Origin of the sequence: Paracoccus sp. S1E-3, from assembly GCF_013868135.1 — a bacterium.
GTDB lineage: Bacteria > Pseudomonadota > Alphaproteobacteria > Rhodobacterales > Rhodobacteraceae > Paracoccus.
Map to the genome: position 1 here is coordinate 116,137 of NZ_JACEMU010000007.1, position 12,861 is coordinate 128,997.

Consider the following 12,861-nt stretch of genomic DNA (forward strand, 5'->3'; position numbering starts at 1 on the left):
TGGAGGCGAGGCATGGCGTTTCGTTTGTTTTCCCGGCCGCAGGACAGCGTGCCGGTGATCGAGAGGAAGGCGAGCGCCACCGGGCGGGTCGCGGCCCTGGCGGCGGGGACCGGGCGGGTCGCCTGGTCGGCGCGCGATACCGGCACGCTGACGCGGGGTGGCTTCATCGGCAATCCCGTGGGGTTCCGGGCGGTGCGCCTGATCGCCGAAGCGGCGGGCGCGGTGCCGCTGATCTGTCAGGATCGCGCGCGGCGCTATGACGCCCATCCGGTGCTGGAGTTGCTGCGCCGGCCCAATCCGGGCCAAGGCCGGGCCGAGTTGTTCGAAGCCCTGTTCGGGCAGATCCTGCTGAGCGGGAACGGCTATCTGGAAGCGGTGGGCGTGGCGGCCGAGGGTCTGCCGGCGGAGCTGCATGTGCTGCGCTCGGACCGAATGAGCGTGGTGCCGGGGGAGGATGGCTGGCCCATCGCCTTCGAATATGCGGTGGGCGGCCGCAAGCACCGTTTCGACATGACCGGCAGCCACGATCCGATCTGCCATATCAAGAGCTTCCATCCGAGCGATGACCATTATGGCCTGTCGCCCCTGCAGGCGGCGGCAGTGGCAGTCGATGTGCATAACAGCGCCTCGGCCTGGTCGAAGGCGCTGCTGGACAATGCGGCAAGGCCCTCGGGCGCGATCGTCTATAAGGGGCCGGACGGGCATGGGAACCTGTCGGCAGAGCAATATGACCGGCTGGTGATCGAGATGGAGACGCATCATCAAGGCGCGCGCAATGCCGGGCGACCGATGCTGCTGGAAGGGGGGCTCGACTGGAAGCCGATGGGGTTCTCGCCCTCGGACATGGAGTTCCACGAGACCAAGCAGGCGGCCGCGCGGGAAATCGCGCAGGCCTTCGGCGTGCCCCCGATGCTGATCGGCATTCCGGGCGACGCGACCTACGCCAATTATGCCGAGGCGCATCGGGCCTTCTATCGCCTGACGGTGCTGCCGCTGGTGACGCGGGTCGCGGCCTCGGTCGCGTGGTTCCTGTCCGAGCATCTGGGCGCCGAGGTCGATCTGAAGCCGGACCCCGACCAGATCCCGGCACTTGCCGAGGAGCGCGATCAGCATTGGGCGCGGGTGGGCGCGGCGAGTTTTCTGACCGATGCCGAGAAGCGGGCGGCGCTGGGATTGCCGACCCTGCCCACCACGGAGGAATGAGATGGAAGGGTCGCGCTTTACCGAAAGCTTTGATCCGCATCATCACCGTTTCGCGGCGCAGGAGCGGGTGATGGCCCTGCAATTCGGCGCCGTGGACAAGCGGCTGGAACGGATCGAGGCACTGATCGAAGGGCTGGAGAAACGGCTTTGGATGACCGTTTACGGCGTCGTCGGGGTGATCCTGACGCAGGCCGTACAGTCGATCCTCGAATTTACACCGAAGGGAGGCTGACAGGTGGACAGCGGTCTGGAGTTGAAATTCGCCGGCGGCAAGCCGGTGATGACCGGGGGAGCGGTCATCGAAGGCTATGCGAGCCGCTTTGGCCTACCCGATCAGGGCGGGGATATTGTGGCGAAGGGCGCGTTCGGCGCCTCGCTGGCACGGCTTGCCGCCAAGGGCTGCAAGGTGCGGATGCTGTGGCAGCACGATCCGGCCAAGCCCATCGGTGTCTGGGACGAGATCCGCGAGGACGAGACCGGGCTGTGGGTCAAGGGGCGGCTTCTGTCCGAGGTGTCGCTGGCGCGCGAGGCGGCGACGCTGATCGACGCGGGCGCCATCGACGGGTTGTCGATCGGCTATCGCACGATCCGGGCCGAGAAGGACCGGCAGGGACGCCGCGTCCTGACCGAGGTGGAACTGTGGGAGGTGTCGCTGGTCACCTTCCCGATGCTGCCCGAGGCCAAGCTGGGTCGCAAGGACACCGAGGATACACGAGATTTCGCAGCGGCCCTGATCGCCGCGACGAAGGCGCTGCGGGACTGAGCCCGCAGGCCCATGGGTTCGGGTCGGGCATTTCCCCGCCCGCGCAACCGGGGTTCGGCCCCGATCACCGATGAGGAGACGCTGATGAGCGAGGTCAAGACCGGGGCAGTTCCTGCCCCCGGTGAGCTGAAGGCTGCGCTGCTTGGGTTCGTCGATGAACTCAAGAGCTACCGGCAGGATATCCAAAAGAAACTTGATGCACAGGATGATCGCATGAGCATGTTCGAACGCAAGAACGCCTTCCGCGCCCGCAGCCCACTGTCGACGGAGGCCGCCCCGGAGGTGCCCCACCAGAAAGCCTTCGATGCCTATCTGCGCAATGGTGACGACACCGGCCTGCGCGGCCTGGCGATCGAGGAGAAGGGCATGACCGCGGCCAGCGACGGCGGCTTCCTGGCCGCGCCGCACGTGGCGCAGACGGTACAGAATTCGCTGTCCAACGCGGTTTCGCTTCGGGCGCTGGCCAATGTGGTGACGGTTGACGCGGGCAGCTATGATGTGCTGGTCGACCGGGACGACATGACCACCGGCTGGGCCAATGAAACCACCGCCGTTGCCAGCACCTCGGCCGGTGTCGAACGTATCTCGATCCCGCTGCACGAGCTGTCCGCGATGCCGAAGGCCAGCCAGCGTCTGCTGGACGACGCCGCCTTCGACGTGGAAACCTGGCTGGCCGGTCGGATCGCCGACAAGTTCACCCGCGCGGAGGCCCATGCCTTCCTGCGCGGCGACGGGCTGGACAAACCCACGGGGCTGCTGAATGTGCCTTTCGATGCGACCGGTGCAGGCTCGATCTTCTCGATCGGCGAGCTGAAGACCGGCGTTTCGGGCGCCTTCGGCACCAATAATGCGGCCGAGAAGCTGATCGATCTGGTCTATGCGCTGCCTGCCGCCCATCGCGCCAATGCGACCTTCGTGATGACCTCGAAGACCGCCGCGACCGTGCGCAAGCTGAAGGATGCCGATGGCCGCTTCATCTGGGCCGACAGCCTTGCCGCGGGCGAGCCGGCGCGTCTGCTGGGCTATCCTGTAATGCTGGCCGAGGAGATGCCGGAAATCGCCGCCGATGCGCGTGCGATCCTGTTCGGCGATTTCAAGGCTGCCTACACCATCGTCGAGCGCCCTGACCTGCGCGTGCTGCGTGATCCGTTCTCGGCCAAGCCGCATGTGCTGTTTTATGCCACCAAGCGCGTCGGTGGCGGGCTTGTCGATGGCCGCGCCGTCAAGGCCCTGAAGTTCGGCGCCTGATCTCAGGCGTTCGAGGGCCGCGCCGGCCGCACCACGCCGGCTCAGCAACTGTCCGCGCATGCCCGGGGGGCGTGCCGGCGCGGCTTTTTCCTGTGAACAACCGGCCAGATTGGTCCGGCTCGGACGGGAGGTTCGGGATGATACTTGTCGAGGAGACGACACCGGCGGATGCGGCGCTGCCGTTGGCTGAATTGCGCGCGCATCTGCGGCTTGGCTCCGGGTTTGAACTGGCCGCGAACGCCGAGGAGGACCGCGCCCTCGCGGGGTTTCTGCGCGCCGCCATGGCCACAATCGAGGGCCGCACCGGCAAGGTGCTGTTGCGCCGCAACTATCGCATGGTGTTGGACGACTGGCGCGATGAGCGTGGGCAGGCATTGCCGATGGCGCCCGTCAGCACCGTCAGTGCGGTCGAGATCGAGGCGGCAGATGGCACCCTGCACGCCGTTCCGGTCGAGCGCTGGTCGCTGGTGGCCGACAGCATGCGCCCGGTGATCCGCCCCCGTGGCGGGCTGTTGCCGGCGGTGCCGGAAGGCGGCAGCGCGGTGGTTCGTTTCGCCGCGGGTTTCGCGGACAGCTGGCAAGGGGTACCTGCCGATCTGGCTCAGGCGGTGCTGATGCTGGCGGCCCGCTATTACGAGGACCGCAGTGACGATGGCGCGCGCCATTCATTGCCGATGGGTGTCAGCGCGCTGATCGAGCGTTGGCGCGCCGTTCGGGTCCTGGCAGGCCGGGGGGCACGGTGATGCCAGTCCCGAAAATGACCGTGCCGCTGGTCCTGGAAACCCGCGAACGCCAGGCAGATGGGATGGGGGGGCACCGTACGGTCTGGCGCGCCCTGGGGGTCGTCCATGCGCATATGGACAGCGGCAGCGGCCGGCAACGCGGTGCCGAGGCCGGGCCTGAAAGCATCGTCGGCTGGGCCATCACGCTGCGCGGCTTCCCGGCCGGCGATCCGCGCAGGCCTTCGTCGGGGCAGCGGCTGCGGATGGGCGCCCGCGTCTTTCGCATCGACGCCGTCGCCGAAGCCGACCCGCTGGGCCGTCATCTGCGCATCTTCGCACAGGAGGAATCCGTATGAGCTATCAGGCATCGGTCGCCCTTCAGGGCGCGGTCTATCTGGCCTTGCGCACCGATCCGGCGCTGTCCGCGCTGGTTGGCGATGCGGTCTACGACGCCATGCCGGTCGCGGCGCCCAGCGGGGTCTATGTCTCGCTCGGCCCCGAGGAGGTGGTCGATCTGTCCGACAGCGGCGGGGCGGCGGCGCGGCACGATTTCGTCGTCTCGGTCCTTGCGGGGACGGATGAGACGGCCGGATTTCGCGCCGTCAAGGAGGCCGCGATGGCCGTCAGCGCGGCGCTGGAGAGCACCGATCTTGTGACTGACACAGGCCGTATCGCCGGGCTGTGGTTTCTGCGCGCCCGCGCCAAGCGGGTGCAAAATGGCGCTGAACGGCGGGTCGATCTGACCTTTCGGGCGCTGATGGATCTGGCTTGAGGAGACGACAGGATGGCGGTTCAAAACGGACGTGATCTGCTGATCAAGATGGACATGACCGGCGCGGGCGAGTTCGAGACCGTGGCGGGCCTGCGCGCCACGCGGATCGGCTTCAACGCCGAAACGGTCGACGTGACCAGCCTGGAAAGCGAGGGCCGCTGGCGCGAGCTGCTGGGCGGCGCGGGTGTGCGCTCTGCCTTGATCTCGGGGTCCGGGGTGTTTCGTGACGCGGCGACCGACGGTCGTGCCCGGCAGGTCTTCTTCGATGGCGAGGTGCCGAAATGTCAGGTCATCATCCCCGATTTCGGCATCATCGAAGGGCCGTTCCAGATCACCTCGCTGGAATATGCGGGCAGCCATAATGGCGAGGCAACCTACGAAATCGCCCTGGCCAGTGCCGGCGCGCTCATCTTCGTGTCGCTGTGATGGTGAACCCGTTGCGTGGCGAGGTCGAGATCACGCTGGACGGCGTCACTCATTCCGCGCGCCTCACGCTGGGCGCGCTGGCAGAGTTGGAGGCGGCGCTGCAAACCGGCTCGCTGGTGGAGATGGCGGCGCGGTTCGAGGAAGGGAAGTTTTCGGCTTCGGACGTGGTGGCGGTGATTGTGGCGGGGTTGCGCGGGGGTGGCTGGCGCGGCAAGCGCGATGACCTGCTGTCGGCGGAAATCGACGGTGGCCCGGTGGCGGGGGCACAGGCGGCAGCCCGGCTGCTGGCCCGCGCCTTTGCTGTGACTGCCGGATGAACGGCCTCGACTGGCAGGGCCTGATGCGGGCGGGGATGGCCGGACTGGGCCTGACCCCGGAACAGTTCTGGTCGCTGACCCCGGCCGAGTTGGCCTTGATGCTGGGCGTCGATCCCACCGCCGCCCCGATGACGCGATCCCGGCTGGCGGCGCTGTCGCGCGCCTGGCCGGATCGCCCCCCGACAAAGGAGAAGGAAGATGGCGGACAAGAGCGGATTTGATCGCGAAGGTGATGAACTGGAGCGACAATTCGACAGATCGGCGCAGATAACGGCCTCGTTTTCGGCGGAACTGGGCCGGATGCAGCAATCCATGCTGCAAACCAGCCGCGAGGCCGATGCCTTCGCCAATGGTGTCGGCGGCGGCCTGAAACGTGCCTTCGACGGCATGATCTTTGATGGCATGAAACTGAACGATGCGCTCAAGGGGATTGCGCGCGGCATGGCTGACACCGCGTATGCGATCGCCATGAAGCCGATCAAGGATGCGGTGACAAACGCCATCGCGCAAAGCATCGGCGGGGGCGATGCGGCGGCCTTCGCCAAGGGCAGCGCTTTTTCGCAAGGCCGTGTCACCGCCTTCGCCAAGGGCGGGGTGGTCAGTCAGCCCACGCATTTCCCGATGCGCAGCGGCACCGGTCTGATGGGCGAGGCCGGACCCGAGGCGATCATGCCGCTGACGCGCGGCGCGGATGGCCGGTTAGGTGTTGCGGCCTCTGGGTCTGGGGGGCGTCCAGTCAGCGTCAACATCACCGTCAACACGCCGGATGTTGCGGGTTTCGCCCGCAGCCAAAGCCAGATTGCCGCCCAGATGGGGCGCATTCTGGCCCGCGGCCAACGCAATCTGTGAGGCGGCATGTTCCACGATATACGATTTCCCGCTACTCTCTCTTTCGGCTCGGTCGGCGGCCCCGAGCGACGCACCGAGATCGTCGCGCTGACAAATGGCTACGAGGAGCGCAACACGCCCTGGGCACATTCGCGGCGTCATTACGACGCGGGCCTCGGGCTGCGGGCGCTTGACGACATAGAGGCGCTGATCGCGTTTTTCGAGGCGCGCTGCGGCCAGCTTCACGGCTTTCGCTGGAAGGATTGGGCGGATTACAAAAGCTGCGCGCCAAGTGGCACCCCGGAATACAGCGATCAGTTGCTGGGGCACGGTGACAGTGCAACCACGACATTTCAGCTGGTCAAAGCCTATGCCTCGGGTCCGGGGCGTTATCTGCGGCCGATCCGCAAGCCGGTGCGCGGCTCGGTATTGGTCGGCCTGGGGGGCGAGGAGCAGCGCGAAGGGCTGGAGTTCGAGATCGACTATACCAGCGGGATCATCACCTTCGCCACCGCGCCGGGCCGGGGGGCGGAGATCACCGCGGGTTTTGAGTTTGACGTGCCGGTGCGCTTCGCGACCGACCGAATCGCGGTTTCGGTCGCGTCCTTCCAGGCGGGGGAAATGCCGCAAGTTCCGGTGATTGAGGTGCGCGAATGACCACGACGTATATCGCGCGCGCATGGGCGATTACACGCCGCGACGGCCTGATGCTGGGCTTTACGGACCATGATAGCGAGCTGACCTTCGCCGGCATCCGTTTTCGTCCCGATGCAGGGATGATCGCGCATGCGGTGGTTCAGGGAGCCGGCCTCTCGGTCGATAATACCGAGGCGATTGGCGCGCTGTCCGATGGCGCCATCGAGGAGCGCGACATCATCGCCGGACGCTGGGATGGGGCAGAACTGCGGCAATGGGAAGTCGACTGGTCCGATCCCGCCCAACATCGCCTGATCTTTCGCGGTCACTTGGGCGAAGTCACACGGGCGGGGGGGGCGTTCAAAGCCGAATTGCGCGGGTTGTCCGAACCGTTGAACCAGCCGGTCGGAAGGGTTTTTCACCCGCGATGCAGCGCGATCCTGGGAGATGCAGCCTGCAAAGTGAACATGAACCGGCCCGGCTTGTTCGGCGAGGCCGCCATTACCTCGGTCGAGGGAGGGAGCTTTCAGCTGGCGGGGCTGGCGGGCTTCGATGATCGCTGGTTTGAGCGGGGTCGCCTGATGGTGATTTCCGGGGCAGCTGTGGATATTGGCGGCCACATCAAGAATGATCGGGCAACGCCGAATGGTGGGCGCGAGGTCGATCTGTGGACGCAGACCGCGATGATGCCCGCTGTCGGCGACCGGGTCAGGCTATATGCGGGCTGCGATAAATCGGTGGCTACCTGTCGGCTGAAGTTCCGAAACTTCCTGAATTTTCGTGGCTTTCCGCATCTGCCGCAGGAGGACTGGCTGATGGCGCCGGGCAAGGACATTCCGCGCTCGGGCACGTTCAAACCGTTTGGGGAGTTGGGTGATAATGGTTGATCGGGGTGCTGAAGTCCTGCGTATCGCCCGTGGCTGGATCGGAACGCCTTACTTCCATCAGGGCGCCTCGGCCGGGGTCGGGACCGATTGCCTCGGCCTGATCCGCGGGATCTGGCGCGAGCTTTATAGCGCCGAACCCGAGGAGGCCCCGGCATATACGCCCGATTGGGGCGAATATGGCCCATCCGAAATCCTGCTGGCGGGGGCGCAACGCCATCTGCTGCCCGATGACGGGGGCGAGCGGATCGGGCAGGTCCTGCTGTTTCGGATGCGGCCGGGCGCAATCGCAAAACATCTGGGCGTGGTATCGGCGGTGGGGCAATCCGCCGCCTTCATTCATGCCTATGACCGCCATGGCGTCACCGAAAGTCCGCTTTCGGCGCCCTGGCGACAGCGGATCGCCGCGCGTTTCCGTTTTCCCTGAAAGAGGAGAAATTCATGGCCACCATCGTCTTGTCTGCCGTGGGCGCCTCGATCGGCGCGGGATTCGGCGGGACCATCATGGGCTTGGGCGGTGCCGTCATCGGGCGCGCCATTGGTGCCACGGTTGGGCGTATGATCGACCAGCGTCTGCTGGGCGCAGGCGCGCAAGCAGTGGAGACCGGGCGCATCGACCGGCTACGGCTTCAGACCACGGGCGAGGGTGTTTCGATTCCCCGCCTTTGGGGACAGATGCGTATTCCGGGCCATGTGATCTGGGCTGCCCCTTTGACTGAAGTGAGTTCGCGCCAAGGCGGCGGGAAGGGGACCGGACCACGGGTCACCAATATCTCGTATCGTCTGAGCTTTGCAATTGCGCTGTGCGAGGGGCCGATTCTGGGAGTTGGCCGGGTTTGGGCCGATGGCGAGGAAGTGTCGCCCGCCGATCTCAACATGCGCGTCTATACGGGCGGCGACGACCAATTGGCCGATCCCTGCATCGCCGCGCATGAGGGGGCCGCCGCGCCCGCCTATCGCGGCACGGCCTATGTGGTGATTGAGGAGTTGAACCTGGAGCCGTGGGGCAACCGCATGCCGCAGCTGAGCTTCGAGGTGACTTGCGCGGCGCGTACAGGCGGAGGGCTTTGCGACCAGATTGAAGCCGTCGCCATGATCCCCGGCACCGGCGAGTATTCGCTGGCGACCACGGCGGTCAGCTATGACCTCGGCTTCGGCGAGGCGACGCCGGCCAACAGCGCCACGATGCTGGCGCCAACCGATTTCACCGCCTCAATGGATATTCTGGGGCGCGAATTGCCGCGCGTCGGATCGGTTTCGCTGGTGGTTTCATGGTTTGGCGATGACCTCCGCGTCGGGCATTGCAGTCTGCGTCCGAAGGTCGAGGACGCCGGTCGGGACGGTGATCAGATGGGCTGGCGTGCGGGCGGCATCGGTCGCGCCGCTGCGCAGGAAGTCGCGCGCAAGGATGGCCGTCCGATCTATGGCGGCACACCGGCCGACGGCTCGGTAATCGAAGCCTTGCGCGCCATTACCAATTCCGGGCGCAAGGCGGTATTCTATCCCTTTATCTTGATGGAGCAACTTGCGGGCAACGGCCGCCCGGATCCCTGGTCGGGGGCTGAACATCAGCCCGTCATGCCCTGGCGCGGCCGCATCACCGCCGAGATCGCGCCCGGTCGTGATGGTAGCCCTGATGGCACCGCAGCCAACGTGTGGCATGTCAGGAGCTTTTTCGGCGCCGCCGCTCAAACGGATTTCGCCGTGGAGGATGGCCGCGTGAACTATACCGGCCCCGAGGAGTGGAGCTATCGCCGCTTCATCCTGCATTATGCGCATCTCTGTGCGCTGGCAGGCGGCGTTGATACCTTCCTGATCGGTTCCGAAATGGTCGGTCTGACCCAGCTGCGCGGTCCGCAGAACAGCTTTCCAGCGGTGGAGGAATTGCGCCGGCTTGCCGCCGATGTTCGGGCGATCCTCGGGCCCGAGGTCAAGCTCAGCTATGCGTCGGACTGGTCGGAATATTTCGGCTATCACCCGGGCGGAGGGGAAGTTTTTTTTCACCTCGACCCGCTTTGGGCCGACCCGAACATCAATTTCGTCGGCATCGACAATTACATGCCGCTTTCAGATTGGCGCGAGGGCGAGGCGCATCTGGACGCCGATTGGCGCCGCATCGACGCGCATGGCTATCTGGAATCGCAGGTGGCCGGTGGTGAAGGTTACGATTGGTATTATGCCGATCTAGCCCACCGCGACGCCCAAATCCGAACGCCGATCACCGATGGCGCGTATGACGAACCGTGGATCTGGCGTTACAAGGACCTGGCGAATTGGTGGGAAAATCGCCACCATGACCGTCCGGGCGGCGCTCGGGCGGGGCACGCATCACCCTGGGTGCCGCGCTCGAAGCCTATCTGGTTCACCGAGATGGGCTGCGCGGCTCTGGACAAGGGGACCAACCAGCCGAACAAATTCCTCGATGCGCTGAGTTCGGAATCGCAACTGCCGCATTACTCGACGGGGCGGCGCGATGATGCGACGCAGGCGGCCTATATCCGGGCGATGACGCGTTACTGGGGCGATCCGGCGAACAACCCCATCGGCAGCTATGGGGGGCGCATGATCGATATGTCGCGCGCTCATGTCTGGTGTTGGGACGCGCGACCATTCCCCGCTTTTCCCGGGCGGGAAGACCTATGGTCGGACGGCCCGGCATGGGATCGCGGCCATTGGCTGAATGGTCGCGCAGGCGCGGTGCCGCTGGCATCGGTGGTGGCGGATATCTGCGCGGCGGCAGGGGTCATCTCGTTTGATGTCTCGGGGCTTTCGGGGGTCGTGCGCGGCTATCTGGCGGCTGCGGGGGAAACACCGCGCCAGTCCCTGCAGCCGCTGATGCTGGCCTATGGCTTTGATGCGGTCGAGCGCGAAGGGATGCTGCGCTTCGTCATGCGTGACGGCCGCGTCACCGCCGCTGTCAGCGAACCGGAACTGGCCGAGCAGGAGGATGGCGCTCATGAAACCGCGCGCGCGGCCGAGGCCGAAATGACCGGCCGATTGCGGCTGACCCATGTGGCCATCGGTGATGCCTATCCGACCTCGACCGTCGAAGCGTCCTTGCCGAATGACGCCTCGGCTGCGGTATCTGACAGTGAAATCCCGCTGTTGATGACCGTGCCCGAGGCGCGCGCCACCGTCGAGCGATGGCTGGCGGAGTCGCAACTGGCCCGCGATACTATCCGGTTTCGGCTTCCCCCGTCCCTGGGCAGCCTTGGGCCGGGGGACGTGATTTCCCTGACCCGCCGCGGCGACAGCGCGCCCAGGCGCTGGCGCATCGATCGGGTCGAGCGAGCTGGTGCGGTAACCGTTGACGCGGTGATGACCGAGCCGGGGATCTATCGCCCTGCCGATTTTCTGGAAGGCGGTATCAGCGTGCCCCGTTATCGGCCTCCCATGCCGGTCTGGCCTATCATCATGGACCTGCCGTTGATGTGTGGGAGCGAGGTGCCGCATGCGCCGCATCTGGCCGTGGCGGCGAATCCGTGGCCCGGCTCGGTCGCGGTCTTCGGATCGGCCAGCGAGGACAGCGACTTTGCGTTGAACGTGACGCTGCCGCGCGGGGCGATGATCGGAGTGACCGAAACGGCGCTGAGCCATGCACGTGCCGGGCTGATTGACCGCGGAGCCGGGCTTCGCGTCAGTTTCGGTTCGGGCGCCTTGGCGAACGTGTCGATGCAACAGCTGCTGCAAGGGGCAAACCTGGTCGCAATCGGGGATGGTACGAACGAGAATTGGGAAATATTCCAGTTCGGACGGGTCGAGCAGTTGTCTCAGCGGTTATGGGTGCTGCATGACCGCCTGCGAGGCCAGTTCGGCACCGATGCCTTCATTCCGGCGGAATGGCCAGCGGGATCCAAGGTGGTTCTGCTGGACGGGGCCCCAAAGCAGTTGGCGTTGGATCCGGTGACGCTGGGTCAGCGGCGATATTGGCGCATCGGACCCGCGCTGCGGGCGCCGGACGATCCAAGCTATCGTCTTCGTGTCTCGGCAACCAAGGGCGCAGGCTTGCGGCCGCTATCGCCATGCCATCTGCAGTTGTCCGGCGACCGTCTGACATGGATACGTCGGACGCGGCTTTCGGGAGATCGCTGGGATCTGCGTGAGGTGCCCTTGGCTGAAGCGCGCGAGGCATATCTCGTGCGTGTCAGTGCCGCGGGCGTGATGCGTGAGTTCGAGGTGACCAAGCCAGAACTCATTTTGCCGCAAGACGTGCTGACCAACCTGGGCCAGGGCGGACCGACAATCTCGGTCGCCCAAATCTCCGACGAATACGGCCCCGGCCCTTCAATTACCAGGAGCTTCTGATGATCGATCAAATCACCTCTCGCCTGTCGTTGCCGTTGGTCCAAGCGGCGCAGGCGCAAAAGCATGTCACCGTAAACGAGTCGCTTGCGCGACTTGACGGTCTGGTGAATCTGGTGCTGTCCAGCCTTTATCGCAACACGCCGCCAGCCGCGGTCGTCGATGGCGCTTGTTATGCTGTTCCGCCCGGCGCTACTGATGCCTGGGCCGGGCAGGCGGGGCGGATCGCCATCGGCAGCAATGGTGGCTGGGTTTTTGCCGAATCCCATGCGGGGATGAAGGCATTTGTGACCGATATCGGCGTTAATGCCGTATTCGACGGCAATATCTGGGTTGAGGGTGCGCTGACACTGGGCGGCTTCGGGTCGGCACTGGTTGCACGTACCGCTGAAGTCGAGGTGATACTGACTGCCGGAAACAGCGTGACGACCGATCTGTACATCCCCAATTCGGCAATGGTGATCGGTGCGACCGCACGTGTCACCGAGGCGATGACCGGCACGTTGACCAGTTGGCGGATGGGGACGGACGGGGCGCTTGACCGCTTCGGTTCGGGGTTGGGTACCCAGGAAGGCTCGTGGGCACGCGGGATGCTGTCACAACCATTCACCTATTGGACCCCGACGCCGATTATCCTGTCGGCGACGGGAGGTGAATTCGCTTCGGGACGGCTGCGCGTTGCGGCCCATTGGCTTGAGCTGACCACGCCGCGCTGACGGGTTCCCTGCGCGCCTCCTTTGCGCTAGTTTCTGCAGAAAGG

General features: G+C 65.6%; 16 protein-coding genes. All 16 read left to right on the plus strand.

Annotated features, from left to right (window positions below; translation table 11 throughout):
- Positions 1-12 precede the first annotated feature (12 nt).
- The 16 genes from H1S04_RS11520 (at position 13) to H1S04_RS11595 (ending at position 12,817) form a co-directional block, all read left to right on the plus strand.
- On the plus strand, positions 13-1,203 hold the full coding sequence (locus H1S04_RS11520) for a phage portal protein (protein ID WP_181745729.1): 1,191 nt from the start codon (positions 13-15) through the stop codon (positions 1,201-1,203).
- Between the two features lies 1 nt (position 1,204).
- The gene (locus H1S04_RS11525) at positions 1,205-1,435 is read left to right on the plus strand and encodes a hypothetical protein (RefSeq protein ID WP_181745730.1); all 231 of its coding nucleotides are present in this window, start codon (positions 1,205-1,207) and stop codon (positions 1,433-1,435) included.
- A 48-nt stretch (positions 1,436-1,483) separates the two neighbouring features.
- Entirely contained in the window at positions 1,484-1,966 is a 483-nt protein-coding gene (locus H1S04_RS11530) for an HK97 family phage prohead protease (protein WP_181745787.1), read from the plus strand.
- An 84-nt stretch (positions 1,967-2,050) separates the two neighbouring features.
- Positions 2,051-3,214 carry a phage major capsid protein gene (locus tag H1S04_RS11535; protein WP_181745731.1) on the plus strand — a complete coding sequence of 388 codons (1,164 nt, stop codon included), beginning with the start codon at positions 2,051-2,053 and terminating at the stop codon, positions 3,212-3,214.
- Positions 3,215-3,351: 137 nt separating this feature from the next.
- Positions 3,352-3,957 carry a head-tail connector protein gene (locus H1S04_RS11540; protein WP_181745732.1) on the plus strand — a complete coding sequence of 202 codons (606 nt, stop codon included), beginning with the start codon at positions 3,352-3,354 and terminating at the stop codon, positions 3,955-3,957.
- Entirely contained in the window at positions 3,957-4,292 is a 336-nt protein-coding gene (locus H1S04_RS11545) for a head-tail adaptor protein (RefSeq protein ID WP_181745733.1), read from the plus strand. Before H1S04_RS11540 ends, H1S04_RS11545 begins: the two co-directional genes overlap by 1 nt.
- Positions 4,289-4,708: a DUF3168 domain-containing protein gene (locus H1S04_RS11550; RefSeq protein ID WP_181745734.1), complete on the plus strand. Its 420-nt coding sequence runs from the start codon at positions 4,289-4,291 to the stop codon at positions 4,706-4,708. The genes H1S04_RS11545 and H1S04_RS11550 overlap by 4 nt, the downstream gene beginning before the upstream one ends.
- A gap of 12 nt (positions 4,709-4,720) precedes the next feature.
- Positions 4,721-5,134: a phage major tail protein, TP901-1 family gene (locus H1S04_RS11555; RefSeq protein WP_181745735.1), complete on the plus strand. Its 414-nt coding sequence runs from the start codon at positions 4,721-4,723 to the stop codon at positions 5,132-5,134.
- Complete coding sequence (locus tag H1S04_RS11560; protein ID WP_181745736.1) at positions 5,134-5,451, plus strand: gene transfer agent family protein; 318 nt, start codon at positions 5,134-5,136, stop codon at positions 5,449-5,451. The genes H1S04_RS11555 and H1S04_RS11560 overlap by 1 nt, the downstream gene beginning before the upstream one ends.
- Positions 5,448-5,672 carry a rcc01693 family protein gene (locus tag H1S04_RS11565; protein ID WP_181745737.1) on the plus strand — a complete coding sequence of 75 codons (225 nt, stop codon included), beginning with the start codon at positions 5,448-5,450 and terminating at the stop codon, positions 5,670-5,672. The genes H1S04_RS11560 and H1S04_RS11565 overlap by 4 nt, the downstream gene beginning before the upstream one ends.
- Positions 5,650-6,300: a phage tail tape measure protein gene (locus H1S04_RS11570; protein ID WP_181745738.1), complete on the plus strand. Its 651-nt coding sequence runs from the start codon at positions 5,650-5,652 to the stop codon at positions 6,298-6,300. Before H1S04_RS11565 ends, H1S04_RS11570 begins: the two co-directional genes overlap by 23 nt.
- A gap of 6 nt (positions 6,301-6,306) precedes the next feature.
- On the plus strand, positions 6,307-6,936 hold the full coding sequence (locus H1S04_RS11575) for a DUF2460 domain-containing protein (RefSeq protein WP_181745739.1): 630 nt from the start codon (positions 6,307-6,309) through the stop codon (positions 6,934-6,936).
- Between the two features lie 50 nt (positions 6,937-6,986).
- Positions 6,987-7,802: a DUF2163 domain-containing protein gene (locus tag H1S04_RS11580; RefSeq protein WP_370470443.1), complete on the plus strand. Its 816-nt coding sequence runs from the start codon at positions 6,987-6,989 to the stop codon at positions 7,800-7,802.
- The gene (locus H1S04_RS11585) at positions 7,795-8,226 is read left to right on the plus strand and encodes a peptidase (protein ID WP_181745741.1); all 432 of its coding nucleotides are present in this window, start codon (positions 7,795-7,797) and stop codon (positions 8,224-8,226) included. The genes H1S04_RS11580 and H1S04_RS11585 overlap by 8 nt, the downstream gene beginning before the upstream one ends.
- Before the next feature lie 14 nt (positions 8,227-8,240).
- Positions 8,241-12,104 (plus strand): glycoside hydrolase TIM-barrel-like domain-containing protein, encoded by a 3,864-nt coding sequence (locus H1S04_RS11590; protein WP_181745742.1) that lies wholly within the window; start codon positions 8,241-8,243, stop codon positions 12,102-12,104.
- Positions 12,104-12,817, plus strand: a complete 714-nt coding sequence (locus H1S04_RS11595) for a DUF2793 domain-containing protein (RefSeq protein ID WP_181745743.1) — start codon at positions 12,104-12,106, stop codon at positions 12,815-12,817. The genes H1S04_RS11590 and H1S04_RS11595 overlap by 1 nt, the downstream gene beginning before the upstream one ends.
- Positions 12,818-12,861 lie beyond the last annotated feature (44 nt).

Excerpts from the sequence above, each read along its gene's own strand:
- H1S04_RS11520 (WP_181745729.1), top strand. The coding sequence starts at position 13 with ATGGCGTTTCGTTTGTTTTCCCGGCCGCAGGACAGCGTGCCGGTGATC.
- H1S04_RS11525 (WP_181745730.1), top strand. The coding sequence starts at position 1,205 with ATGGAAGGGTCGCGCTTTACCGAAAGCTTTGATCCGCATCATCACCGT.
- H1S04_RS11530 (WP_181745787.1), top strand. The coding sequence starts at position 1,484 with ATGACCGGGGGAGCGGTCATCGAAGGCTATGCGAGCCGCTTTGGCCTA.
- H1S04_RS11535 (WP_181745731.1), top strand. The coding sequence starts at position 2,051 with ATGAGCGAGGTCAAGACCGGGGCAGTTCCTGCCCCCGGTGAGCTGAAG.
- H1S04_RS11540 (WP_181745732.1), top strand. The coding sequence starts at position 3,352 with ATGATACTTGTCGAGGAGACGACACCGGCGGATGCGGCGCTGCCGTTG.
- H1S04_RS11545 (WP_181745733.1), top strand. The coding sequence starts at position 3,957 with ATGCCAGTCCCGAAAATGACCGTGCCGCTGGTCCTGGAAACCCGCGAA.
- H1S04_RS11550 (WP_181745734.1), top strand. The coding sequence starts at position 4,289 with ATGAGCTATCAGGCATCGGTCGCCCTTCAGGGCGCGGTCTATCTGGCC.
- H1S04_RS11555 (WP_181745735.1), top strand. The coding sequence starts at position 4,721 with ATGGCGGTTCAAAACGGACGTGATCTGCTGATCAAGATGGACATGACC.
- H1S04_RS11560 (WP_181745736.1), top strand. The coding sequence starts at position 5,134 with ATGGTGAACCCGTTGCGTGGCGAGGTCGAGATCACGCTGGACGGCGTC.
- H1S04_RS11565 (WP_181745737.1), top strand. The coding sequence starts at position 5,448 with ATGAACGGCCTCGACTGGCAGGGCCTGATGCGGGCGGGGATGGCCGGA.
- H1S04_RS11570 (WP_181745738.1), top strand. The coding sequence starts at position 5,650 with ATGGCGGACAAGAGCGGATTTGATCGCGAAGGTGATGAACTGGAGCGA.
- H1S04_RS11575 (WP_181745739.1), top strand. The coding sequence starts at position 6,307 with ATGTTCCACGATATACGATTTCCCGCTACTCTCTCTTTCGGCTCGGTC.
- H1S04_RS11580 (WP_370470443.1), top strand. The coding sequence starts at position 6,987 with ATGCTGGGCTTTACGGACCATGATAGCGAGCTGACCTTCGCCGGCATC.
- H1S04_RS11585 (WP_181745741.1), top strand. The coding sequence starts at position 7,795 with ATGGTTGATCGGGGTGCTGAAGTCCTGCGTATCGCCCGTGGCTGGATC.
- H1S04_RS11590 (WP_181745742.1), top strand. The coding sequence starts at position 8,241 with ATGGCCACCATCGTCTTGTCTGCCGTGGGCGCCTCGATCGGCGCGGGA.
- H1S04_RS11595 (WP_181745743.1), top strand. The coding sequence starts at position 12,104 with ATGATCGATCAAATCACCTCTCGCCTGTCGTTGCCGTTGGTCCAAGCG.